The sequence below is a fragment of the Micromonospora sp. CPM1 genome (assembly GCF_023896895.1).
Taxonomy (GTDB): Bacteria; Actinomycetota; Actinomycetes; order Mycobacteriales; family Micromonosporaceae; genus Micromonospora; species Micromonospora tulbaghiae.
The window spans coordinates 224,839-246,191 of the sequence record NZ_JAMHIU010000008.1 but is presented as its reverse complement, the minus strand read 5'-3'; the positions used below and the strand labels follow the sequence as shown (position 1 = coordinate 246,191).

Genomic DNA, 21,353 nt, shown 5'->3' with positions numbered 1-21,353 from the left:
CGGTGCGAGCGCGAGGAGTGAGCGCAGCGAGCCCCGCAGTCGCGAGCGAAAGGCAGGCACAGCCATGACGCAGAACGCGGTCCGGCCCACGCCGGCCTCACCCACCCCGCCCGGCGGGCACCTGCTGGAGGTACGGGACCTGCACGTCGAGTTCCGCACCCGGGAGGGCGTGGCCCGGGTGATCAACGGGGTGACGTACCACCTGGACGCCGGTGAGACGCTCGCGGTGCTGGGCGAGTCCGGCTCCGGCAAGTCCGTCACCGCGCAGGCGATCATGGGCATCCTGGACACCCCGCCCGCGTACGTGCGCGCCGGGCAGATCCTCTACCAGGGGCGGGACCTGCTCACCCGACCGGAGGAGGAACGCCGGCAGATACGCGGCGCCGAGATCGCGATGATCTTCCAGGATGCGCTGTCGGCGTTGAACCCGGTCTTCCCGGTCGGCTGGCAGATCGGCGAGTCACTGCGCGAGCGGGCCGGGATGTCGCGCGCCGACGCGCGCAGGCGCACCGTCGAGCTGATGGACCTGGTCCGGATCCCGGCCGCGGCGAAGCGGCTCGGCGACTACCCGCACCAGTTCTCCGGCGGTATGCGGCAACGCGTCATGATCGCCATGGCGCTGGCGCTGGACCCGAAGGTGCTGATCGCCGACGAGCCCACCACCGCGCTGGACGTCACGGTGCAGGCGCAGATCATGGACCTGCTGGCCGATCTGCGCCGGGACCTCGGCATGGCGCTCGTCCTGATCACCCACGACCTGGGCGTGGTCGCCGGTGTGGCGGACCGGATCGCGGTCATGTACGCGGGCCGGATCGTCGAGCACGCCGACGTGCACGCGCTGTACCGGGCGCCGGCCCACCCGTACACGAAGGGGTTGCTGGAGTCGATCCCGCGCCTGGACGTGCGCGGCCAGGCGCTGTCCAGCATCCGCGGGCTGCCGCCGAACCTGATGGCGATTCCGTCCGGCTGCCCGTTCCACCCCCGGTGCCCGTACGTCCAGCAGGTCTGCGTGGACGAGGTGCCGCACGACCTGGTGCTCGCCGACGGGCGGACCAGCGCGTGCCACTTCGCCCAGGAGGTGCACGATGACCGCGACGGCTGAACCCGCCAAGGTGCGCGGCGAGACGATCCTCGCCGTCGACCAGCTGGTCAAGCACTTCCCGATCAGCCAGGGTGTGCTGTTCAAGAAGACCATCGGCCAGGTCAAGGCCGTCGACGGCGTCTCGTTCGAGCTGCGGCGCGGCGAGACGCTCGGCGTGGTGGGCGAGTCCGGCTGCGGCAAGTCCACGCTGGCCCGGCTGCTCATGCGCCTGGAGACGCCGACGGCCGGGCGGGTCACGCTGGAGGGGCGCGACCTGCTCCGGGCGACCGGGGCGGACCTGCGCCGGTTGCGCCGGAACATGCAGATGGTGATGCAGGACCCGTACACCTCGCTGAACCCGCGGATGACGGTCGGCGACATCATCGGCGAGCCGTTCGAGATCCACCCGGAGGCCGCCCCGAAGCGCAGCCGGCGGCAGCGGGTGCAGGAGCTGCTGGACGTGGTCGGGCTCAACCCGGAGCACGTCAACCGCTACCCGCACCAGTTCTCCGGCGGTCAGCGGCAGCGCATCGGCATCGCCCGGGCGCTCGCGCTGCGGCCCGAGATCATCGTCTGCGACGAGCCGGTGTCGGCGCTGGACGTCTCGATCCAGGCCCAGGTGATCAACCTGCTGGAACAGCTCCAGGACGAGCTGGGGCTGTCCTACATCTTCATCGCGCACGACCTCTCCGTGGTGCGGCACATCTCCGACCGGGTGGCGGTGATGTACCTGGGCCGGATCGTGGAGATCGGCACCGAGGAACAGATCTACCAGCGCGCGACCCACCCGTACACCCAGGCGCTGCTGTCGGCGGTGCCGGTGCCCGACCCGGAGGCCCGCGACCGGCGGACCATCATCCGGCTCACCGGCGACGTGCCCAGCCCGGCCGAGCCGCCGTCCGGCTGCCACTTCCGGACCCGCTGCTGGAAGGCCGAGGAGGTCTGCGCGACCCAGGACCCGCAGGCGGTGCCCCGCGCGGCGGACCCGCACCCCAGCGCCTGCCACTTCGCCGAGGTGCGCACCGAGGCGTGACGACGAAGGCCCCGTCCCCCGGAGGAAGAGGGGGCGGGGCCTCCGATACGGGCACGCGTGCGGAAGGCGGACCCGGGACGAACCCGAGGCGGACCCGGCGGCGTGAGGCGCGCCGCCGTACCGGTGGACGGCAGCTCGCGGCGGAACCGCCGGGTCGACGCGGCGGTTCCGGTGCGGCGCGAGCGCGGTGTCCCGGTGTGGGCTGCGGGTTCGGTGCGGCTCAGGCGGCCGGCGGGGCGCGCGCGGCGAGCGGGCCGCGCGGCGGCAGCGGCACGACCAGCGGCCGGGGCGCGGGCACGACGGGTTCCGGCACGGCCGGGCCGGCCACGCGCGGGAGCGCGGCCGGGGCCAGGTCGTCCGGTCCGTCGGCGTAGCCGAGGCCGCCGCCGTGGTCGTGCCACGGCCCGGCGGCGAGCTCCGACCAGGAGATTTCGGGGTACGCGGCACGCAGCGCAACCGGGCTCGTTCCGCTCGCCGGGGCGGCGGCCGCAGCGGGCGGCGCGGCGGCGAACGCTTCGGCGGGTGGTGCGGCGGCGGGAGCGGGCCGCGCGGCGGCGGCGAGCGCTTCGGCGGCCGGCGCGGTGACCGCGGGCGCGGCGGCCGATCCCAGTCCGGCCAGGACGAACGCCAGCGTGACGACGACGGCGGTCAACCGGTCGCGAACGCGCATGGCACACCTGCCGGGCTCACAGACAGCGGAGACGGTCGATCGTCGCCGCGCACACGCTAGCAACCGCCTCCGGCGGCAGGCAACGGCACGGCGTCCGGGTGCGTCCGCCGTGTGGACGGCTGACGGCACCCGGACGCCGGACCGGTCAGTGGAAGAAGTGCCGGGTGCCGGTGAGGTACATGGTCACGCCGGCCGCCTTGCAGGCCGCGATGGTCTCCTCGTCCCGGATCGAGCCGCCCGGCTGGACGATCGCCCGCACCCCGGCGTCGATGAGGATCTGCGGGCCGTCGGCGAACGGGAAGAACGCGTCCGAGGCGCAGACCGAGCCGCGGGCCCGCTCGTCACCCGCCCGGCTGACCGCGAGCCGCGCCGAGTCCACCCGGTTGACCTGGCCCATGCCGACGCCGACGGTGGCGCCGTCGCGGGCCAGCAGGATCGCGTTGCTCTTGACCGCGCGTACCGCCCGCCAGGCGAACGCCAGGTCGCGCAGCGTCGCCTCGTCGGCCGGGTCGCCGGTGGCGAGCGTCCACCCGGACGGGTCGTCGCCGGGCGCGTCGACGGCGTCCCGCATCTGCACCAGCACGCCGCCGCTGACCTGCCGCCACTCGGCCGGCCGGGTGGCGAACGCGGGCGCCCGCAGCAGCCGGATGTTCTTCTTGGCCCGCAGCACCTCCAGCGCGCCCTCGTCGAAGCCCGGCGCCACGAGCACCTCGGTGAAGATCTCCGCGACCTGACCGGCCAGCTCCACGCTCACCGGCCGGTTCACCGCGATCACGCCGCCGAACGCGGAGACCGGGTCGCAGGCGTGCGCCTTGCGGTGCGCCTCGGCCACGTCCGCGCCGACCGCGATGCCGCACGGGTTGGCGTGCTTGATGATCGCCACCGCCGGCTGGTCCGGGAAGTCGTTCGCGGCCCGCCAGGCGGCGTCCGCGTCGACGTAGTTGTTGTAGGACATCTCCTTGCCGTGCAACTGCTCGGCCTGGGCCAGCCCGGCCGGCGCGCCCGGGTCGGTGTACAGCGCCGCCGCCTGGTGCGGGTTCTCGCCGTACCGCAGCACCGCCTGGCGGCGCAGCGCCAGGCCGGCGAACTCCGGCCAGCCGTCCTCGGCCGGCGACACCGTGGTGGCGAACCAGTCGGCCACCGCGACGTCGTAGTCGGCGATGTCGGCGAACGCGCGGGCGGCGAACGCCCGGCGCCGGGCCAGCGTGAAGCCGCCCTCGGCGAGCGCGGCCACCACCGCCGGGTACATGGCCGGGTCGGTCACCACCGCCACCGAGGCGTGGTTCTTCGCCCCGGCCCGCACCATCGCCGGACCCCCGATGTCGATCTGCTCCACGCACTCGTCGGCGTCGGCGCCGGAGGCGACGGTGGCCTGGAACGGATAGAGGTTGGAGACCAGCAGGTCGATGCCGGCGATGCCGTGCTCGTCGAGCTGGGCGGCGTGCGCGTCCTTGCGCAGGTCGGCGAGGAGGCCGCCGTGGATCTTCGGGTGCAGCGTCTTGACCCGCCCGTCGAGGATCTCCGGGAAGCCGGTGACCTGCTCGACCGGCGTCACCGGCACCCCGGCGCCGGAGATCGTCGACGCGGTGCTCCCGGTCGACACGATCTCCACACCGGCCTCGTGCAGGGCGCGGGCCAGCTCGACCAGGCCGGTCTTGTCGTAGACGCTGACCAGCGCGCGCCGGATCGGGCGGCGGCCGGCGTCCTCAGTGGCGTTCACGGGATGGTGACCTTTCTTCCGGTGATCGTCCAACCTTCACGGACCAGGCGGCCGACCTGCTCGACGAGCTGGCGCCGCTCGGCGGACTTGATGCGCTCGGTGAGCGCGTCCTCGTCGTCGTCGTCGTGCACCGGCACGGCGACCTGGGCCACGATCGGGCCGGTGTCCATGCCGGCGTCGACGAAGAACAGGGTGGCCCCGGTGACCTTGACGCCGTACGCCAGCGCGTCGCGGGGGCCGTGGATGCCGGGGAACGCCGGCAGCAGCGTGTTGTGCGTGTTGAGGTAGCGGTCGCCGAACGCGGCCAGGAACTCCGGGCCGACGAGCTTGAGGAACCCGGCGCTGATGACCAGGTCGGGCCGGTGCTCGGCGACCCGCGCGGTGAGCGCCTTGTCCCAGTCGGCGCGGGTGGGGTGGTCCTTGACGCGCTCGACGAAGGACGGCACACCAGCGGCGGCGGCCCGGTCCAGGCCGGCGATCCCGTCCCGGTCGGCGCCGACGGCGACCACCCGGGCGCCGTACCCGGGGTCGGCGGTGGCGTCCAGCAGCGCCTGGAGGTTGCTGCCGGAGCCGGAGACGAGGACGACGAGGCGGGCGACGGACGCGGGCTCGGTCACCGGGCAACCCTATCGGGCAGGTCAGGCGGCCCGGCCGCGGGGCGGCGGCCCATCGGGTGACCTCCCCGGTGGCGTGATCGCGGTACGCTGCCGGTCGCCCGGTGTCCGGCCCCGTGCCCGGCCCGCACCCCCAGTGAACCCGGCACGCCGCGTGCCGCCGGACCGAGGAGTAGTTCCCATGCAGCCCGGATACCCCCCGCAGCAGCCGCAGCAGATCGACAACAACATGACGATGTCCATCGTCGCGATCTTCCTGTTCTGGCCGCTCGCGATCCCGGCCATCATCAACGCGTCGAAGGTCAACCCGCTGATCCAGCAGGGTGACTACGCCGGCGCCCAGGCCGCAGCCGCCGAGTCCAAGAAGTGGTCCAAGTGGGCCCTCATCGTCGGTCTGATCTGGATCGCCGTCATCGTGGTGGGATGTTGCCTCCTCGGCGGCCTGGCTGGTCTCGCCGGCAACAGCGGCACGAACTGACCGACAACCCGAACCGACCTGAGGAGCACCCAGACATGCAGCCCGGTTACCCCGGACAGGACCCGTACGGCCAGCAGCCGAACCAGGACCCGACCGCCCAGCCGCACGACCCGTACGCCCAGCCGCAGTACGGCCAGCAGCCGACCTCGGGTCAGCCGTACGGCCAGCCCACCTCGGGTCAGCCCGCCTACGGCCAGGACCCGTACGCGCAGCAGCAGCCGTACGGCGCCGCGCCGCAGTACCCGGGTGCCGGCTACCCGGCCGGGGCGGGTCAGACCCCGAACAACACGCTGGGCCTCGTGTCCATGATCCTCGGTATCGCCTCGATCCCGCTGGTCTGCTGCTTCTACCTCGGCATCCCGCTGGGTATCGCCGCTGTCGTCACCGGCTACCTGGGCCGCCAGAAGGCCGCGCAGGGGCTCGCCAACAACGACGGTCAGGCCAAGACCGGTCTGATCTGCGGCGCGGTCGGCGCCGGCCTGGGCATCATCCTGATCATCCTGGGCATCGTCGCCAACGTCAGCCTGCCGGCCCAGCCCTGATCCTCCGCCGTCCAGGGGCGTCCACCTTCCGGTGGGCGCCCCTGACGCCTCTCCGGGCCCCGGCGGCGCGGGTCAGCGGGTGCGCGTCAGCGGGTGCGGGTCAGCGTGCGGGTGGCGGCGGCGCCGAGCACCGCGCCCACCCCGATCACGAGCGTGGCCACCGCGGCCACCGCCCACGGCGACGGCCCGACCTCGGCCAGCCGGCCACCACCGAGCGACCCGCCGGAGGCCGCCGCGAACAGCCCCAGCAGCGCGCCGGCGACCGGTCCGGCGAGCACGGCCGGAAGCAGCAGCGCCGGCCAGCGCACCTCGGCGCGTTCCTCGGCCGCCGCGCGCAGCAGCCGCCGGGCCAGCAGCCAGCCGGCCGCCATCGCGGCCAGCACCGGCACCGCCAGCAGCGCGCCACCCAGCCCGTCCATCGGGCCGCGCGGCAGGCCGGCCAGCAACGGTACGGCCGGCAGCGCGCCCACGGAGACCTCACTCGTACGGACGGCGGTGTCGGTGCCGACCGCGAACCCGGGACCGAGCAGATAGCTCGCCGACCAGGCGGTGGCGTTGGGCGCGTAGGCGATGCTGACCAGGGTGATGCCGGCCTGACCGGCCACCCCGGTCCGGTACGCCCCGATCATGTCGGCCGCGTCGCCGCCACCGGTGGCCACCGCCAGTCCGGCCGCGCCGGCACCCGCGCCGCACAGCAGCAGCGCGGCGACGAGTCCGGTGCGCAGACCGTCGCGCACCGGCGGTGGGCAGCGCGCCGCCAGCAGCGCCCACACGCCTGTGGTGCGCAGCGCGCCGACCAGGGCGGCGGGTATGCCGAACGCGGCGAATGTGAGCGCGGCGGTGACCGGGGAGACCCGCAGGCCGCCCGCGTCGACGGCGAACGCGGCGAGCGCGCCGAGCAGCGCGTACCCGATGCCGACCGCGACCGCGACGGTGAGCGCCTGGCGGGGCGAGCCGGCCCCGCGCGCGCCGACGGCCCGGCTGACGTGCACCCCGGCGCGGGTGAGCCGCCAGACGGCGAGCGCGCTGAGCGCGAGCGGCGTGAGGCCGAGCGGGCCGGCGGTGGTGCCCAACGGCACGCCGTGCCCGAGCAGCCATCCGGCCAGGCCGGCACGCAACGCGCCGCCGAGCGATCCGGCGTCCTCGCTGAGCTGGGCGAGGCCCAGCACGGCGGAGACCGGCAGCCAGGAGGTCAGCGCCGCCCAGAGCGCGGCCACCCCGGCGGCGACCGGCAGCGGGGCCCGGCTGCGGGGCTCCTCACCCGATCGGGGCGCGGGCACCCGGGCGGCCGGACGGGCACGGCCGGGCGGCCGGGCGCCGGCGGGGGGACCGGTGGCCGGACGGCGGGGCTGGTCAGGGGTGACGCGTGACATCGTGTCTACTCTGGCACGCCGCGCGGAGGACGGCAGTCCGATACCCGGTCGGCAGCGTGGCGAGTTCGCCGAACCCCGGTCCCACGGCGGTGATCCGGTCTAGCCTCGGCCTCAGACGCGACCGTTCCCGTCGCGGTGCCGACCGCTCGGAGGAAGCCGTGAACGCTCCGTACCCGCCGCCCCCGCCGCCACCGGCCGTCGGCCGGGACCGGACCACGCTCTGGGGCGTCCTCGGCATCGTCTTCGGCCTGTTCTGCTGCGGCATCCTGGGCATCGTCTTCGGCGCGCTGTCGATCCGCGACGCCCGGCGCAACGGCAAGTCCCAGTTGCTGGGCTGGCTGGCCATCGCGTTCGGTGTGATCAACATCGTCGCCAGCGCCATCGTGCGCGCCCGGGGCAACTCGTACTACCCGTACTGGTACCGCTGAACGCGAGGGGGCCGACCGGTTCCCCGGTCGACCCCCTCGGCACGTCGCTCCGACCGCTCAGCGGCCGGACATGATCTCCCGCATCAGGTTGGCGGTCTCGGTCGGGGTCTTGCCGACCTTGACGCCCACCGCCTCCAGCGCCGCCTTCTTGGCGTCGGCGGTGCCCGCCGAGCCCGAGATGATCGCGCCGGCGTGGCCCATGGTCTTGCCGGGCGGGGCGGTGAAGCCGGCGATGTAGCCGACCACCGGCTTGGTGACGTTGGCCTTGATGAACTCGGCCGCCCGCTCCTCGGCGTCGCCGCCGATCTCGCCGATCATGACGATGGCGTCGGTCTCCGGGTCCGCCTCGAAGGCGGCCAGGGCGTCGATGTGGGTGGTGCCGATGATCGGGTCACCGCCGATGCCGACGCAGGTGGAGAAGCCGATGTCGCGCAGCTCGTACATCATCTGGTAGGTCAGCGTGCCGCTCTTGCTGACCAGGCCGATCCGGCCGGAGCCGGTGATGTCGGCCGGGATGATGCCGGCGTTCGACGCGCCCGGCGAGGCGATGCCCGGGCAGTTCGGGCCGATGATCCGGGTGCGCTCGCCCTTGGACTTGTTGTACGCCCAGAACGCGGCGGTGTCGTGCACCGGGACGCCCTCGGTGATCACCACGGCCAGGTCGATGCCGGCGTCGATCGCCTCGACCACGGCGGCCTTGGTGAACTGCGGCGGCACGAAGATGACAGTGACGTCCGCGCCGGTCTCCTTCATCGCGTCCGCGACGGATGCGAAGACGGGCAGCTCGGTGCCGTCGAAGTCGACAGTGGTGCCGGCCTTGCGCGGGTTGACGCCGCCGACCACGTTGGTGCCGGCGGCGAGCATCCGCCGGGTGTGCTTGGAACCCTCGGAACCGGTCATCCCCTGCACGATGACCTTGGAGTCCTTGGTCAGCCAGATAGCCATTGTCAGACCCCCGCAGCTGCCAGCTCGGCGGCCCGCTCGGCCGCGCCGTCCATGGTGTCGACCCGCTGGATCAGCGGGTTGGCCGCGCCGTCGAGGATCGCCCGACCGGCCTCGGCGTTGTTGCCGTCGAGGCGGACGACGAGCGGCTTGGTGGCCTTCTCGCCGCGCTGCTCCAGCAGCGCCAGCGCCTGCACGATGCCGTTGGCGACCGCGTCACAGGCGGTGATGCCGCCGAAGACGTTGACGAAGACGCTCTTGACCGACGGGTCGGACAGGACGATCTCCAGGCCGTTCGCCATCACCTCGGCGCTCGCGCCGCCGCCGATGTCGAGGAAGTTGGCCGGCTTGACGCCGCCGTGCCGCTCGCCCGCGTACGCGACCACGTCGAGCGTGGACATGACCAGGCCCGCGCCGTTGCCGATGATGCCGACCTCGCCGTCGAGCTTGACGTAGTTGAGGTCCTTGGCCTTCGCGGCCTGCTCCAGCGGGTCCACCGACGCCTGGTCGACCAGGGCCTCGTGGTCCGGGTGCCGGAACGCGGCGTTCTCGTCCAGGGTGACCTTGGCGTCCAGGAGCAGCAGCTTGCCGTCCTTGGTGGTGGCCAGCGGGTTCACCTCGACGAGCGTGGCGTCCTCGGCCACGAACGCCTGCCACAGCTTGACCGCGACGTCGACCACCTGGTCGGCGATCTCGGCCGGGAAGCCGGCCGCGGTGACGATCTCGCGCGCCTTGGCCTCGTCCACGCCGGTGTTGGCGTCGATCGGCGCCTTCACGACCCGCTCCGGGGTCTCGGCCGCGACCTGCTCGATGTCCATACCGCCGGCCACGCTGGCGATGCAGAGGAAGGTGCGGTTCGCCCGGTCGAGCAGGTACGAGAAGTAGTACTCCTCGGCCACGTCCGCGGTCACGGTGATCATGACCTTGTGGACGGTGTGACCCTTGATGTCCATGCCGAGGATGTCGGTGGCGCGGGCCACCGTCTCCTCCGCGCCCTCGGCCAGCTTCACGCCGCCGGCCTTGCCGCGGCCACCGACCTTCACCTGCGCCTTGACGACCACCCGGCCGCCGAGGCGTTCGGCGATCGCGCGGGCCTCCTCCGGGGTAGTGGCGACGCCGCCGGCGAGCACGGGCAAGCCGTGCCGCTCGAACAGGTCCCGCCCCTGGTACTCGTACAGGTCCACGATTGCGCGTCCCGTCCCGTCTCCGCGGCGCGCCGTCGCGCCGCCACCAGCTTCGGAAAATCAGTTTGACGCCTGTCATCAGATGAGACAGGCCATTTGCCGCAGCCTAACGAGATGGGAACGGGCGGCAACCGAGCGGGTGCGGGGTGTGCGGTAATGCACAGGCCGGCGCCGGCCGGGCCGATCACCGCCGCGCCGGCGCACGCGGGCGTCAGCCGTCCGGGGGATGTCCGGGCCGGGGCGTAACCGCCCGTCGTGGGCGTCGTTGAGTGTGATGTCGGCGCGCTGGTCAAGCGCGACGACGGGAGCGGCCGATGCCCTGTCGGTCGAGGGGTGGCGGCGGGGCATCGTGCATAGAGGGGCCGGGCGTGTGAGGGGTGCGTCCGGCCCCTCCCCCGTGCCCGGAGCCGGAAACGCGGCGGGTCAGCCGACCGGCTGGGCGACGTTCTCCCGCACCCACTCGACGATCGACCCGGTGGTGGCACCCGGGGTGAAGATCTTCGCGACGCCGAGCCGCTCCAGCTCCGGGATGTCGGCCTCGGGGATGATGCCGCCGCCGAACACCACGATGTCGGTGGCGTCGCGCTCGGTCAGCAGTTCGACGACGCGCTTGAACAGCGTCATGTGCGCGCCGGAGAGCACCGAGAGGCCGACCGCGTCCGCGTCCTCCTGGATCGCGGTCTCGACGATCTGCTCGGGCGTCTGGTGCAGGCCGGTGTAGATGACCTCCATGCCCGCGTCCCGCAGGGCGCGTGCGACGACCTTCGCGCCCCGGTCGTGGCCGTCCAGGCCGGGCTTCGCGACGACGACCCGGATACGAGAGCTCATCTGCGCACACCTTTCACCGGCACTCCTGACCTGAACGAACGGTAACCCGGCCGGGCGGAGGGCGGGAAGCCGGGCCGGACCTTCCCACATACGAGCCGTCCCCCTACCGCCCTCCCGGGTACGCGGAAAGCCGGACACCTCCGCCGTTCGGTCACTGTCCGCGACGAACGGGCAGTCGACAGGCCATCCGACCGGCGGCACGAGATATGACAAGGTCGGATGGAATTGGACATAACGAATCAGCACTTCGGCGCTTCGGCTTGTGACAGGAGTGGCGGTTGGCTAACGTGTCCACGGTTGTCATCAGGTCCACGGACGGGTGACGACGCGACACCGGAGGTTCGACCGAGCCTCACCGAACGGTCCGGAGTCGCATCGGATCCCCGACAACGGAGGGTGTGCGTGCGCCAGCGCCTGTCGTCTGAGCCCGATCGCTATCGCGGCCGCCGCCGCGTACCCACCCCCCCGCGGAGCCGCTACGCCGCGGTGGTCACCACCGCGTTCGTCGGCGCCGGCATCGTCGCCATCGGCGCGAACGCCCTCCCCGACGCCAAGAGCGTCAGCCCGTCGGTCCTCGACGAGCTCCGGCAGGCCTCGGTCGCCAGCCAGGACGCCGCCGACCGCGGCAAGAGCGCGGACACCGCCTCCCGCTCCGACCGCTCCGACAGCAGGGCCGCCGAGCAGGACCCGTGGCTCCTGCCGCTGCACGGCTACGACTTCAAGTCCCCGTACGGCATGCGCTGGGGCAAGCTGCACACCGGCATCGACCTGGTCGCCCCGGAGGGCACGCCCTACAAGGCGGTCCACGCCGGCACCGTCAGCAAGGCCGGCTGGTTCGGCGGCTACGGCTACGCCGTCATCGTGAAGCACTCCGACGGCAGCGAGGCCATCTACGGCCACTCCTCCGCCGTGACGGTCAAGGAGGGCCAGGAGGTGAAGGCCGGCGACCAGCTCGGCCTGGTCGGCAACACCGGCCACTCCTACGGCTCCCACCTGCACCTGGAGATCCATGTCAAGGGCCAGCCGCAGGACCCGGTGGCGTTCCTCAAGGACCGCGGAGTGGACATTCAGCTCGAAGTCGAGGAAGTTTACAGCGACGTAGCCGCGTCCTGACGCTCCGCACGCCCCTTCACCGCCCGGATCGCATGGTCCGGGCGGTTTCGTCTGCGCCGATGTCTGCCAGGTCACACCGACGGGTGTGAGCGGGAGCACATCGACCGATGATCGTCTCTTCGACCGAACCGGCTGGCCGGTTCGAAACCGGACGCGCGGCGGCAGCGCGGACCACCGTCTCCACACCCCCGATACCCGCTGCGACCTGCACCGACACCAGTATTTCGAGGTCACGTGCCCCTCGAAACCGATGAAGGATCCCGTGCAGCACAGCAGCCCCACCCCGGACAACGCTCCCGCCCGGCACCGGCGCCCGCGCCGCGCCCGGCGCACCGTTTACGTGGTCACCGGCGCGGTGGCCCTGCTCGGCCTCGGCATCGGTGGCGTGGTCGCCACCACCGCCCCGTCCGACCCGACGCCCGCCGCCGTCGACCTCGGCGCAGCGGCCCGCGCCGACGACGCCGCCCGCGCCGACCGTTCGGACCGCCAGCCGGTCACCCCGTCCGCCGTACCGGCCAGCCCTTCGCCGAGCCCGAGCGCCGGCGCGACCAGCCCGGCGCCGAAGAAGACGGCGACCTCGAAGCCCAAGCCGAAGCCGACGAAGAAGAAGACAGCGGCGAAGAAGCCGACCTGGGTCATCCCGATGAAGGGCGCCGACATCACGTCCTGCTACGGGCCCCGCTGGGGCACCCAGCACGCCGGTATCGACTTCGCCATGCCCTCCGGCACGCCGATCCACGCCGCCGCCGCCGGCACCGTGGTCAAGGCCGGCGACGTGGGCGACGGCTACGGCATCTCGGTCTTCATCGACCACCACAATGGCTACCTGACCCACTACGCCCACCAGAGCCGGCTCGCCGTCGGCGTCGGCGACACGGTCAAGGCCGGTCAGGTCATCGGCTACGAGGGCTCCACCGGCGACTCCACCGGCCCGCACCTGCACTTCGAGGTGCACCAGGGCGCGATGTGGAACCAGATCGACCCGGCGCCGTTCCTGCGTGCCCGGGGCATCAGCGTGGCCTGCTGACGCGGGTGATCCATCGGCGTGGCCGAGCCGTCTCCGGCTCGGCCACGCCTTCGGTTCGTCAGGGGGTCACCCGGGTGGCCGGGCTGTCGCCGGGCAGGCCCGACATGTCCGTCTCGACCGGCGGCACCGGAGTGGCGCCGAGGACGCTGCCGTCGGTGGCGTACGCGGTGAGGGTGGCCGGCTGGTCCGGCGATACCCGGGTGGTGCCCGCCTTCGACGCGTCGAGCGCGACGGCGACCGGGGGTGCGCCGCCGACCGTGACCGTGACCCGGGCCGCGTCCGGCGGGGCGATCACCCGCACCTGGCCGGTGGGCGGACGGGTGCCGTCGTCGGCCCGGATCCGCCAGCCGACCGGCCGCCGGTCGGCGCCCTCGGCCGGCAGCAGCAGCCGCAGGTCGACCCCCCAGCCGGTGCGGTGGTCGCCGTGCATCGCGTACGCGATCACCCCGCCGCCTGCGGGCTGCACGGTGAGCAGCGCGGCGGGCCGGCCGCCCTCGGTGCCCGACCACAGCACCCGTACCGTCGTCCCGGCCACCGGGAGGCGGCTGTCGAGAAGCGCCCATCCGGCGACGTCGCGCAGGTCGGCGTCGGCCATCGGCGTGCCTCGGGCGCCCCGCCGGGCGGCGGTGAGCAGGACGTCCATCTCCCGCGCGGTCGGGTCGATCCCGGCGTACGGGCCGCCGCCCAGGCCGCCCTGGAAGAGCACATGGTTGTCGTCGCCGACCCGGACGACGGGTTCGTGCCGCAGCGGCCCGGGAGGCAGGACGGCGAAGCCGACCCCGCTGCCGTCCGCCCGCGCGATGTCCTCGTACTCCAGCGTTCCCCTCGGCGTGTACCGGGGGTCGCCACTGATCCTCACGGTGGAGCTCGGGGGCCCGACGACGACCGCGAATGCGCCCCCGTCCGGACCGGCCTGCATCAGCGTCATGACCGGGTCGTCGGCGGCCTCGCTGTGACCGGCGTAGCGCATCTGCCCGGCGTCGGCACCGGCCGGGCCCGCGTACCAGACCAGCGTCTCCTTGGTGAGCAGGCCGAACCGCAGCGGCACCGCCACCAGTGCGACCCGGCGGCCCGGCCGGTCACTGCCGTAGAGCAGACGGATCCGGTCGCGATCCCCGACCTTCCAGAAGCCGTCCGTCTTCGAGCCGCCGAGTGCGGTGGGGCGGCCCATCGCCGGATCGGCGCTGATCCGCTCCCGTAGCGTGTCCAGCCAGGCCCGGTCGCCGGCGAGCGCGCCCCGGGGCGGCGCGTCGAGCAGCGCCGCCGGGGCGGCGGCGACCGCGATGCCGGGCGCCCAGCCCGGGAGGGGCACCACGTTGGCCTGGACCCCGACGAGCGCGGCCACGACCGCTGCCACAGCCGCCCGGATCAGCCGGTTGCGCCGGTGCCGTCGCTCGCGCCGGGCGAACCCCGGCCACGGGTCCTCGGGTACGCCGACACCGTGCGCGGCCTGGCACAGCGCGGGACCGAGCGTCGAACGGGCGAAGTTCTCGGTCATACCGGATCCTCCTGGAGCAGTGCCGGGGACGCAGGGGCGGGCGGGGCGAACTCGACCCGCAGCCGGGCCAGCCCGCGCGACGCCTGGCTCTTCACCGAGCCGACGGAGCAGCCGAGAACCCGGGCGGTGTCCGCCTCGCTGAGGTCCTCGAAGTAGCGCAGCACCAGAACGGCCTGGGTTCTGGGCGGTAGCCGGCGCAGCGCGGCGAGCAGCAGTCGCCGCTGCTCCACCTGCGCGTACGCGTCAGGCACCGGCGCGCTGTCGGAGGTCAGCAGCGGCACCTCCAGCGGCCGCCGCCGACGCCGCCAGGAGATGGCCGTGTTGACCATCGCCCGGCGCACGTAGACCTCGGGCGCGTCTCTGCGCAGCACCCTCCCCCAGCGCCGATGGGTCTTCTCCAGCGCCGACTGGACCAGGTCCTCGGCCGTCCCCCGGTCGCCGGTCAGCAGGTAGGCGGTGCGGACCAGCCGTCCCCACTGTGCTTGGACGAACAGCCGGAACTGTTCGTCGTCCTCGTCGCGGCTCACGCCACCTCCAGGTCGCATCCGTCTCGCGTCCACGAGCGGATGCAGGGTGAGACGCGATCGGTGACGTCCGGGGTTGAGTGAGGGCGGTCAGGACCGCCCGACGCTCAGAGCTTGTCGATCGGGGCGTGCCGCAGCACCAGCCACATGGTCTGGTCGCCGAAGTCGATCTGGGCCCGGGCGCCCGGCCCGGCGCCCTCCACCGCCAGCACCCTGCCCAGGCCGTACCGCTGGTGGTTGACCCGGTCGCCCACCGAGACCTTCGGGGCCTGCTTCAGCTCGCTCGCGGTGGCCAGGCGGCTGGCGTCCACGCCCAGCCGCTTCGCCAGCTCGGTCGCTTTGGGCGTGCCGCCGGCGAAGCCGCCGCGGCCCAGCCGGTCCGCCCGGCCGCCGACGCCACCGCCTCCGCCGCCCCACGAGGTGTACGACCCCTCGGTGCGCTCCCAGCGGACCAGCTCCGGCGGCAGCTCCTCCAGGAACCGCGACGGCGGGTTGTAGGCGGGCGCGCCCCACGCCGACCGGGTCACCGCGCGGGACAGGTAGAGACGCTGGCGGGCCCGGGTGATGCCCACGTACGCCAGCCGCCGCTCCTCCTCCAGCTCACGGGTGTCGCCGAGCGAGCGCAGGTGCGGGAAGACGCCGTCCTCCAGGCCGGTCAGGAAGACCACCGGGAACTCCAGGCCCTTGGCGGTGTGCAGCGTCATCAGCGTGACGACACCCTGGTGGTCCGGGTCGTCGGAGGGGATCTGGTCGGCGTCGGCGACGAGCGCCACCTGCTCCAGGAAACCGGCGAGCGTGGCCCGCTCGTCGTCGGCGCCGAGCGCCTCGATCCGCTCGGTGTACTCCCGCGCGACGCTCACCAGTTCCTGGAGGTTGTCCACCCGGCCGGCGTCCTGCGGGTCGAGGCTCTCCTCCAGCTCGGCCAGGTAGCCCGAGCGGGTCAGCACCGCCTCCAGCACCTCCTCCGGCGTGCCGGTGTCGGCCAGCTCCCGCGCCGCGTCGAGCAGGGCGACGAACTCGGCGATGCCGTTCGCCGCCCGGGTGGAGATGCCCGGTGCGTCCTTGGCCCGGCGCAGCGCGGCGCCGAAGGAGATGCGGTCCCGCGCGGCCAGCGCCTCCACGCACGCCTCGGCGCGCTCGCCGATGCCCCGGCGCGGGGTGTTGAGCACCCGGCGCAGGCTGACCGTGTCGTCGTCGTTCACCACCGCGCGCAGGTACGCGAGCGCGTCGCGGACCTCCTTGCGCTCGTAGAAGCGCACCCCGCCGACCACCTTGTAGGGCAGGCCGACCCGGATGAACACCTCCTCGAACACCCGGGACATGGCGTTGGTGCGGTAGAACACCGCCACGTCACCCGGGCGGGTCTCGCCGTCGTCGACCAGCCGGTCGATCTCCCGGGCCACCCAGTCGGCCTCGGCGTGCTCGGTGTCGGCGACGTAACCGACGATCTGCTCGCCGGACCCGGCGTCGCTCCACAGCCGCTTCGGCTTCCGGGAGGTGTTCCGGTCGATCACCGCGTTGGCCGCGTTGAGGATGGTCTGGGTCGAGCGGTAGTTCTGCTCCAGCAGGATCGTGCGGGCGTCGGTGAAGTCCCGCTCGAACTCCAGGATGTTGCGGATGGTGGCGCCGCGGAACGCGTAGATCGACTGGTCGGCGTCACCGACCACGCACAGCTCGGCCGGCGGGATCCCCTCGGTCCCGGAGACCAGCTCCTTGATCAGCACGTACTGGGCGTGGTTGGTGTCCTGGTATTCGTCCACCAGCACGTGCCGGAACCGGCGCCGGTAGCTCTCCGCCACGTGCGGGTGCGACTGGAGCAGGTGCACCGTCGTCATGATCAGGTCGTCGAAGTCCAGCGCGTGCGCCTCGCGCAGCCGCCGCTGGTAGAGCGTGTACGCCTCGGCCAGCGCCCGCTCGTTCGGCCCCTTGGCCCGGCCGGCGAACTCCTCCGGGTCGACCAGCTCGTTCTTCAGGTTCGACACCTGGGCGGCCAGGCCCCGGGCCGGGTAGCGCTTCGGGTCCAGGTCCAGCTCGCGGGCGACCATCTGCATCAACCGGCGCGAGTCGTCCGCGTCGTAGATCGAGAACGTCGACTTCAGGCCGGCGTGCTCGTGCTCGGCCCGCAGGATGCGTACGCAGGCGGAGTGGAACGTCGAGACCCACATGAGCCGGGCGCGCGGGCCGACCAGCGCGGCCACCCGCTCCTTCATCTCACCGGCGGCCTTGTTGGTGAACGTGATCGCGATGATCTCGCCGGGGTGCACGTCGCGGGCGCCGAGCAGGTAGGCGATCCGGTTGGTCAGCACCCGGGTCTTGCCGGACCCGGCGCCGGCCACGATCAGCAGCGGGGAGCCGGCGTGGGTCACCGCGTCCCGTTGGGGGCCGTTCAGGCCGTCGAGGAGGGCCTGCGGGTCCGACCCGGCGCCCGCAGGGCGGCGGGCCGGGGTGGGCCGGGACTCCGGCGCGGGCGGGGACGCGGGAATGTCGAAGAGAGGATGCATCGCAGCCCGAGTCTATGCCGCCGGGCGGACACTTCCCCGCCCGCGCCGCCGCCCGGCGCACGCCGTCACGTCTCACCTGTTGGTGCGTCTTCTTGCGCGCCCGCCCAGGTGGTCGGCATACTCGACGACGTGTTCGATCAGCGCTTCTACTTTTACTACGGCACCGGGAGTCCGGCAGCCGTGGGTCGCGCCTGATCACAGACCTACGAAACGCCCCGGGCTCCCCAGAGCCCGGGGCGTTTTCGTTCCGGGATCCGGGTACCGGGCCCGAGCCCCGAGAGGGACGACGATGATGACTGACGTGGTGGAGTCCAGCGGCAGCCTGGCGCCGCACGACCGGCCGGCCGGCGACCCGACCGGGGCCGCGGCCGCCCGGACCGGCACCGACGACGCGGCGGCGGCGGAGCGGATCGGCGAGATCCGGCGGCGGATCGACGAGATCGACCGCACCCTCGTCGCGCTCTGGCAGGAGCGGGCAGCGCTCTCCCAGGAGGTCGGCGCGACCCGCATGGCATCCGGCGGCACCCGGCTGGTGCTCTCCCGCGAGCGGGAGATCCTGGAGCGGTTCCGGGCCGAGCTCGGCGCGGACGGCACCCAGCTCGCGCTCCTGCTGCTGCGCGCCGGCCGCGGCCCGCTGTGACGCCGGCGGAGACGCGGTGACGCCCACGGAGACGACGAACCGCCTGCCGGTGTCGTGATCGACACCGGCAGGCGGTCCGGTTGGATCAGGCCACCTCGTGGGTGACGACGATCTCCCGCTTCTCCGCGAAGTGGCAGGCGCTCGGGTGGTCCGAGCCCGGCCGGATCTGGAGCAGCGGCACCTCCTGGGCGCAGATGTCCTGCGCCTTCCAGCAGCGGGTCCGGAACCGGCAGCCCGAGGGCGGGCTGACCGGCGAGGGGACGTCGCCCTGGAGCCGGATGATCGCCTTGCTCTCCCGCACGGTCGGGTCCGGCACCGGCACCGCCGACAGCAGCGCCTGGGTGTACGGGTGGGTCGGCCGCTCGTAGATCTCGTCCTCGGTGCCGATCTCCACCATCTTGCCCAGGTACATCACCGCGACCCGGTCGGAGAGGTGCCGCACCACGGACAGGTCGTGCGCGATGAAGACGTACGACAGCCCGAACTCGGCCTGGAGCTTCTCCAGCAGGTTCATCACCTGGGCCTGGATCGAGACGTCCAGGGCCGACACCGGCTCGTCGCAGACGATCACCTCGGGCCGCAGCGCCAGCGCCCGGGCGATGCCGATGCGCTGCCGCTGACCGCCGGAGAACTGGTGCGGGTACCGGTTGATGTGCTCCGGGTTGAGGCCGACCAGGTCCAGCAGCTCCTTGACCTTGCTGCGCCGGCTGCCGCGCGGGGCCACCTCGGAGTGGATCTCGAACGGCTCGCCGATCAGGTCACCCACCGTCATCCGGGGGTTGAGCGAGGTGTACGGGTCCTGCATCACCAGCTGGATCTGCCGGCGCAGCCGCCGCAGCGCGCCACCGGAGAGCTTGGAGATGTCCTGGCCCTTGTAGAGCACCTGGCCGCCGGTCGGCTTCTCCAGGTTCATCAGCACCCGGGCGAGCGTCGACTTGCCGCAGCCCGACTCGCCGACCACGCCGAGCGTCTCGCCGGCCTTGAGTTCGAAGGAGACGCCGTCGACCGCCTTGACCTGGCCGATGGTCTTCTTGAACACCACGCCCCGGGTCACGGGGTAGTGCTTGACCAGGTCACGAACCTCGATGATGTGCTCAGTCACGGTTCACCAGCTCCTCGGCGAAGTGGCAGGCGCTGGCCCGGCCGTTGCCCAGTTGCAGCAGCGGCGGGACGTTCTCCCGGCACACCGGCTGCGCCATCGGGCAGCGTGGGTTGAACGCGCAGCCCGGCGGGATGTTCATCAGGTTCGGCGGGAGGCCCTTGATGGTACGGAGCTCCTGGCCCTTCTCGTCCATCCGCGGGATCGAGTTGAGCAGGCCGAGCGTGTACGGGTGTGCCGGCTTGCGGTACAGGTCGTAGACGTCGGCTTCCTCGACGATCCGGCCGGCGTACATGACCGCGATCCGGTCCGCGACGTCGGCGACCACGCCGAGGTCGTGGGTGATCAGGATCATGCCCATCTGCCGTTCCCGCTGGAGCTCGCCGAGCAGGTCCATGATCTGGGCCTGCACGGTCACGTCCAGCGCGGTGGTCGGCTCGTCGGCGATCAGCACCTCGGGGTCCAGCGCCAGCGACATGGCGATCATGGCGCGCTGCCGCATACCGCCGGAGAACTGGTGCGGGTAGTTGCTGAACCGGCCCTTGGCGTTGGGGATCTTCACCTGGTCGAGCATCTCGATCGCGCGCTTCTTCGCGTCCGAGCGGCTCATGCCGCGGCGGATGCGGAACTGCTCGGCGATCTGGAAGCCGACTGTGAAAACCGGGTTGAGGGCCGAGAGCGAGTCCTGGAAGATCATGGCGATGCCCTCGCCCCGGATCCGCCGCCGCTGCTCGGGGGACATGGTGAGCATGTCCTTGCCGTGGAAGCGGACCTGGCCGCCGGTGACGAAGCCGGGCGGGGTGTCCAGGATGCCCATGATGGTCTGCGCGGTGACGCTCTTGCCGGAGCCGGACTCGCCGAGCACGGCGAGGGTCTCCCCCGCGTCGACGTGGTACGTGACTCCGTTGATGACCTTGGCGACGCCGTCCCGGGTGCGGAACTCCACCCGAAGGTCGTCGACCTCGAGCAGGCGGCCCGAGGGGCGGCCGGATCCGTCGGCGCCCGGGGCGGACTGCTCGGACACGAGAATGTCGGACAACTCAGTTCCCCTAACGGAGCTTCGGGTCGAGGGCCTCGCGGACCGCCTCGCCGAGCATGACGAAGCTCAGCACAGCGGCGACGAGGAACGCGGCGGGGAAGAACAGCAGGAACGGCGAGACCCGGATGTAGTTCTGCGCCTCGCTGATCATGATGCCCCAGGAGACGACCGGGCTCTTCAGGCCGATGCCCAGGAACGAGAGCGTGGCCTCCGCACCGATGAACGAGCCGACCATGATCGTGCCGTAGACCAGCAGCGGGGCCAGGCAGTTCGGCAGCAGGTGCTTGAGGATGATCCGGCCGGTGCCGGCGCCGAGCGCGCGGGCCGCCACGATGTAGTCGGCCTCCTTGGTGGCGAGCACCGAGGAGCGCATCAGCCGCATCACGACCGGCCAGCTCAGCACGCTCAGGGACAGGATGACCAGCCCCATGATCGTCCACTCGCCGTTGTCGGTGCCGGATCCGTTGAACGTGGTCAGGATGACGATCGCGCCGAGCACGAACGGAAGGCCGAAGAAGATGTCCGCGATGCGGGACAGCAGCGCGTCCACCCAGCCGCCGCGGTAGCCGGCGATGATGCCCATCGTGCCGCCGACGAGCAGCGTCAGGACGGTGGAGACCACAGCGACGACGATCGAGGCGCGGGCGCCGTAGATGACCCGGGCGTAGACGTCGCGGCCCTGCACGTCGTAGCCGAACCAGGCGGAGGAGGACGGCTCGACCCGGCTGCGCTCCAGCGTGCCGTTGACCGCGTCGCCGGAGGTGAACAGCCAGGGGAAGGCCGCCATCACGAGGAACACCACGATGATCGTCGCCGAGATCCAGAACAGGGGCTTGCGGCGAAGGTCGATCCAGGCGTCGCCGAGCAGACCACGCGGCTTCTGCTGCTTCGCGCTCTCCGGCAGGCCGGCGTTTGTGGGAGCGCCCGAACCGGCCTCGGTGGGCATGGTCGCGGGCGGCGTCGACACGATCGACGCGGTACTCGGGTCACTCATGCCCGCACCTCGCTGCGCTCGGCGC

General features: G+C 72.7%; 21 protein-coding genes. 8 read left to right on the top strand and 13 right to left on the bottom strand.

Going from position 1 to position 21,353, the window contains the following annotated elements:
* Positions 1–64 precede the first annotated feature (64 nt).
* Positions 65–1,102 carry an ABC transporter ATP-binding protein gene (locus M8C11_RS12715; protein ID WP_252449653.1) on the top strand — a complete coding sequence of 346 codons (1,038 nt, stop codon included), beginning with the start codon at positions 65–67 and terminating at the stop codon, positions 1,100–1,102.
* Positions 1,086–2,114: an ABC transporter ATP-binding protein gene (locus M8C11_RS12710; protein ID WP_120573182.1), complete on the top strand. Its 1,029-nt coding sequence runs from the start codon at positions 1,086–1,088 to the stop codon at positions 2,112–2,114. The genes M8C11_RS12715 and M8C11_RS12710 overlap by 17 nt, the downstream gene beginning before the upstream one ends.
* Before the next feature lie 220 nt (positions 2,115–2,334).
* Here M8C11_RS12710 and M8C11_RS12705 read toward each other — a convergent pair whose 3' ends face one another.
* The 3 genes from M8C11_RS12705 to purN form a co-directional block, all read right to left on the bottom strand.
* Positions 2,335–2,784 (bottom strand): hypothetical protein, encoded by a 450-nt coding sequence (locus M8C11_RS12705; RefSeq protein WP_252449652.1) that lies wholly within the window; start codon positions 2,782–2,784, stop codon positions 2,335–2,337.
* A gap of 145 nt (positions 2,785–2,929) precedes the next feature.
* Positions 2,930–4,504, bottom strand: coding sequence for a bifunctional phosphoribosylaminoimidazolecarboxamide formyltransferase/IMP cyclohydrolase (gene purH, locus M8C11_RS12700; RefSeq protein ID WP_252449651.1), 1,575 nt, complete (start codon positions 4,502–4,504; stop codon positions 2,930–2,932).
* Entirely contained in the window at positions 4,501–5,121 is a 621-nt protein-coding gene (gene purN, locus M8C11_RS12695; protein WP_120573179.1) for a phosphoribosylglycinamide formyltransferase, read from the bottom strand. The genes purH and purN overlap by 4 nt, the downstream gene beginning before the upstream one ends.
* A gap of 178 nt (positions 5,122–5,299) precedes the next feature.
* Here purN and M8C11_RS12690 point away from each other — a divergent pair, with 178 nt between their 5' ends.
* Entirely contained in the window at positions 5,300–5,596 is a 297-nt protein-coding gene (locus M8C11_RS12690) for a CD225/dispanin family protein (protein WP_121683018.1), read from the top strand.
* 35 nt (positions 5,597–5,631) lie between these two features.
* Positions 5,632–6,138 carry a DUF4190 domain-containing protein gene (locus tag M8C11_RS12685; RefSeq protein WP_252449650.1) on the top strand — a complete coding sequence of 169 codons (507 nt, stop codon included), beginning with the start codon at positions 5,632–5,634 and terminating at the stop codon, positions 6,136–6,138.
* An 86-nt stretch (positions 6,139–6,224) separates the two neighbouring features.
* Here the strand turns inward: M8C11_RS12685 and M8C11_RS12680 are convergent, their stop codons facing one another.
* A complete protein-coding gene (locus M8C11_RS12680; RefSeq protein ID WP_252449649.1) occupies positions 6,225–7,511 on the bottom strand; it encodes a DUF6350 family protein in 1,287 nt (428 codons plus the stop codon).
* A 158-nt stretch (positions 7,512–7,669) separates the two neighbouring features.
* On the opposite strand from M8C11_RS12680, the gene M8C11_RS12675 reads away from it, so the two are divergent.
* The gene (locus tag M8C11_RS12675; RefSeq protein ID WP_120573175.1) at positions 7,670–7,939 is read left to right on the top strand and encodes a DUF4190 domain-containing protein; all 270 of its coding nucleotides are present in this window, start codon (positions 7,670–7,672) and stop codon (positions 7,937–7,939) included.
* A 57-nt stretch (positions 7,940–7,996) separates the two neighbouring features.
* On the opposite strand, the gene sucD is transcribed toward M8C11_RS12675, so the two are convergent.
* The 3 genes from sucD to M8C11_RS12660 all read right to left on the bottom strand — a co-directional run bounded on the left by sucD (position 7,997) and on the right by M8C11_RS12660 (position 10,893).
* A complete protein-coding gene (sucD, locus tag M8C11_RS12670; protein WP_121683015.1) occupies positions 7,997–8,884 on the bottom strand; it encodes a succinate--CoA ligase subunit alpha in 888 nt (295 codons plus the stop codon).
* Between the two features lie 2 nt (positions 8,885–8,886).
* Complete coding sequence (sucC, locus tag M8C11_RS12665) at positions 8,887–10,065, bottom strand: ADP-forming succinate--CoA ligase subunit beta (protein ID WP_073828859.1); 1,179 nt, start codon at positions 10,063–10,065, stop codon at positions 8,887–8,889.
* 423 nt (positions 10,066–10,488) lie between these two features.
* The gene (locus M8C11_RS12660) at positions 10,489–10,893 is read right to left on the bottom strand and encodes a cobalamin B12-binding domain-containing protein (protein WP_013288515.1); all 405 of its coding nucleotides are present in this window, start codon (positions 10,891–10,893) and stop codon (positions 10,489–10,491) included.
* A 402-nt stretch (positions 10,894–11,295) separates the two neighbouring features.
* On the opposite strand from M8C11_RS12660, the gene M8C11_RS12655 reads away from it, so the two are divergent.
* Complete coding sequence (locus tag M8C11_RS12655) at positions 11,296–12,006, top strand: peptidoglycan DD-metalloendopeptidase family protein (RefSeq protein ID WP_252449648.1); 711 nt, start codon at positions 11,296–11,298, stop codon at positions 12,004–12,006.
* A gap of 262 nt (positions 12,007–12,268) precedes the next feature.
* Positions 12,269–13,033, top strand: a complete 765-nt coding sequence (locus M8C11_RS12650; RefSeq protein WP_374667994.1) for a M23 family metallopeptidase — start codon at positions 12,269–12,271, stop codon at positions 13,031–13,033.
* Between the two features lie 58 nt (positions 13,034–13,091).
* Here M8C11_RS12650 and M8C11_RS12645 read toward each other — a convergent pair whose 3' ends face one another.
* The 3 genes from M8C11_RS12645 to pcrA form a co-directional block, all read right to left on the bottom strand.
* Positions 13,092–14,531: a hypothetical protein gene (locus M8C11_RS12645; RefSeq protein ID WP_252449646.1), complete on the bottom strand. Its 1,440-nt coding sequence runs from the start codon at positions 14,529–14,531 to the stop codon at positions 13,092–13,094.
* Complete coding sequence (locus M8C11_RS12640) at positions 14,528–15,058, bottom strand: SigE family RNA polymerase sigma factor (RefSeq protein ID WP_252449645.1); 531 nt, start codon at positions 15,056–15,058, stop codon at positions 14,528–14,530. Before M8C11_RS12640 ends, M8C11_RS12645 begins: the two co-directional genes overlap by 4 nt.
* A 104-nt stretch (positions 15,059–15,162) precedes the next feature.
* The gene (pcrA, locus tag M8C11_RS12635; RefSeq protein ID WP_252449644.1) at positions 15,163–17,556 is read right to left on the bottom strand and encodes a DNA helicase PcrA; all 2,394 of its coding nucleotides are present in this window, start codon (positions 17,554–17,556) and stop codon (positions 15,163–15,165) included.
* 289 nt (positions 17,557–17,845) lie between these two features.
* Here pcrA and M8C11_RS12630 point away from each other — a divergent pair, with 289 nt between their 5' ends.
* Positions 17,846–18,196, top strand: coding sequence for a chorismate mutase (locus M8C11_RS12630; RefSeq protein WP_091426193.1), 351 nt, complete (start codon positions 17,846–17,848; stop codon positions 18,194–18,196).
* An 85-nt stretch (positions 18,197–18,281) separates the two neighbouring features.
* Here M8C11_RS12630 and M8C11_RS12625 read toward each other — a convergent pair whose 3' ends face one another.
* Genes M8C11_RS12625 through M8C11_RS12615 form a run of 3 tightly spaced genes read right to left on the bottom strand, consistent with a single transcriptional unit; the run spans position 18,282 to position 21,328 of the window.
* Complete coding sequence (locus M8C11_RS12625; protein ID WP_252449643.1) at positions 18,282–19,298, bottom strand: ABC transporter ATP-binding protein; 1,017 nt, start codon at positions 19,296–19,298, stop codon at positions 18,282–18,284.
* Positions 19,291–20,319 carry an ABC transporter ATP-binding protein gene (locus M8C11_RS12620; RefSeq protein ID WP_252449664.1) on the bottom strand — a complete coding sequence of 343 codons (1,029 nt, stop codon included), beginning with the start codon at positions 20,317–20,319 and terminating at the stop codon, positions 19,291–19,293. Before M8C11_RS12620 ends, M8C11_RS12625 begins: the two co-directional genes overlap by 8 nt.
* A 25-nt stretch (positions 20,320–20,344) precedes the next feature.
* Entirely contained in the window at positions 20,345–21,328 is a 984-nt protein-coding gene (locus M8C11_RS12615) for an ABC transporter permease (protein WP_252449642.1), read from the bottom strand.
* Positions 21,329–21,353: the final 25 nt, after the last annotated feature.

Bases quoted from the DNA above. Each gene is read 5' to 3' on its own strand.
- sucD (WP_121683015.1), bottom strand. From the start codon at position 8,884: ATGGCTATCTGGCTGACCAAGGACTCCAAGGTCATCGTGCAGGGGATG.
- M8C11_RS12645 (WP_252449646.1), bottom strand. From the start codon at position 14,531: ATGACCGAGAACTTCGCCCGTTCGACGCTCGGTCCCGCGCTGTGCCAG.
- M8C11_RS12705 (WP_252449652.1), bottom strand. From the start codon at position 2,784: ATGCGCGTTCGCGACCGGTTGACCGCCGTCGTCGTCACGCTGGCGTTC.
- M8C11_RS12690 (WP_121683018.1), top strand. From the start codon at position 5,300: ATGCAGCCCGGATACCCCCCGCAGCAGCCGCAGCAGATCGACAACAAC.
- M8C11_RS12685 (WP_252449650.1), top strand. From the start codon at position 5,632: ATGCAGCCCGGTTACCCCGGACAGGACCCGTACGGCCAGCAGCCGAAC.
- M8C11_RS12710 (WP_120573182.1), top strand. From the start codon at position 1,086: ATGACCGCGACGGCTGAACCCGCCAAGGTGCGCGGCGAGACGATCCTC.
- M8C11_RS12680 (WP_252449649.1), bottom strand. From the start codon at position 7,511: ATGTCACGCGTCACCCCTGACCAGCCCCGCCGTCCGGCCACCGGTCCC.
- M8C11_RS12715 (WP_252449653.1), top strand. From the start codon at position 65: ATGACGCAGAACGCGGTCCGGCCCACGCCGGCCTCACCCACCCCGCCC.
- M8C11_RS12615 (WP_252449642.1), bottom strand. From the start codon at position 21,328: ATGAGTGACCCGAGTACCGCGTCGATCGTGTCGACGCCGCCCGCGACC.
- pcrA (WP_252449644.1), bottom strand. From the start codon at position 17,556: ATGCATCCTCTCTTCGACATTCCCGCGTCCCCGCCCGCGCCGGAGTCC.
- M8C11_RS12660 (WP_013288515.1), bottom strand. From the start codon at position 10,893: ATGAGCTCTCGTATCCGGGTCGTCGTCGCGAAGCCCGGCCTGGACGGC.
- M8C11_RS12630 (WP_091426193.1), top strand. From the start codon at position 17,846: ATGATGACTGACGTGGTGGAGTCCAGCGGCAGCCTGGCGCCGCACGAC.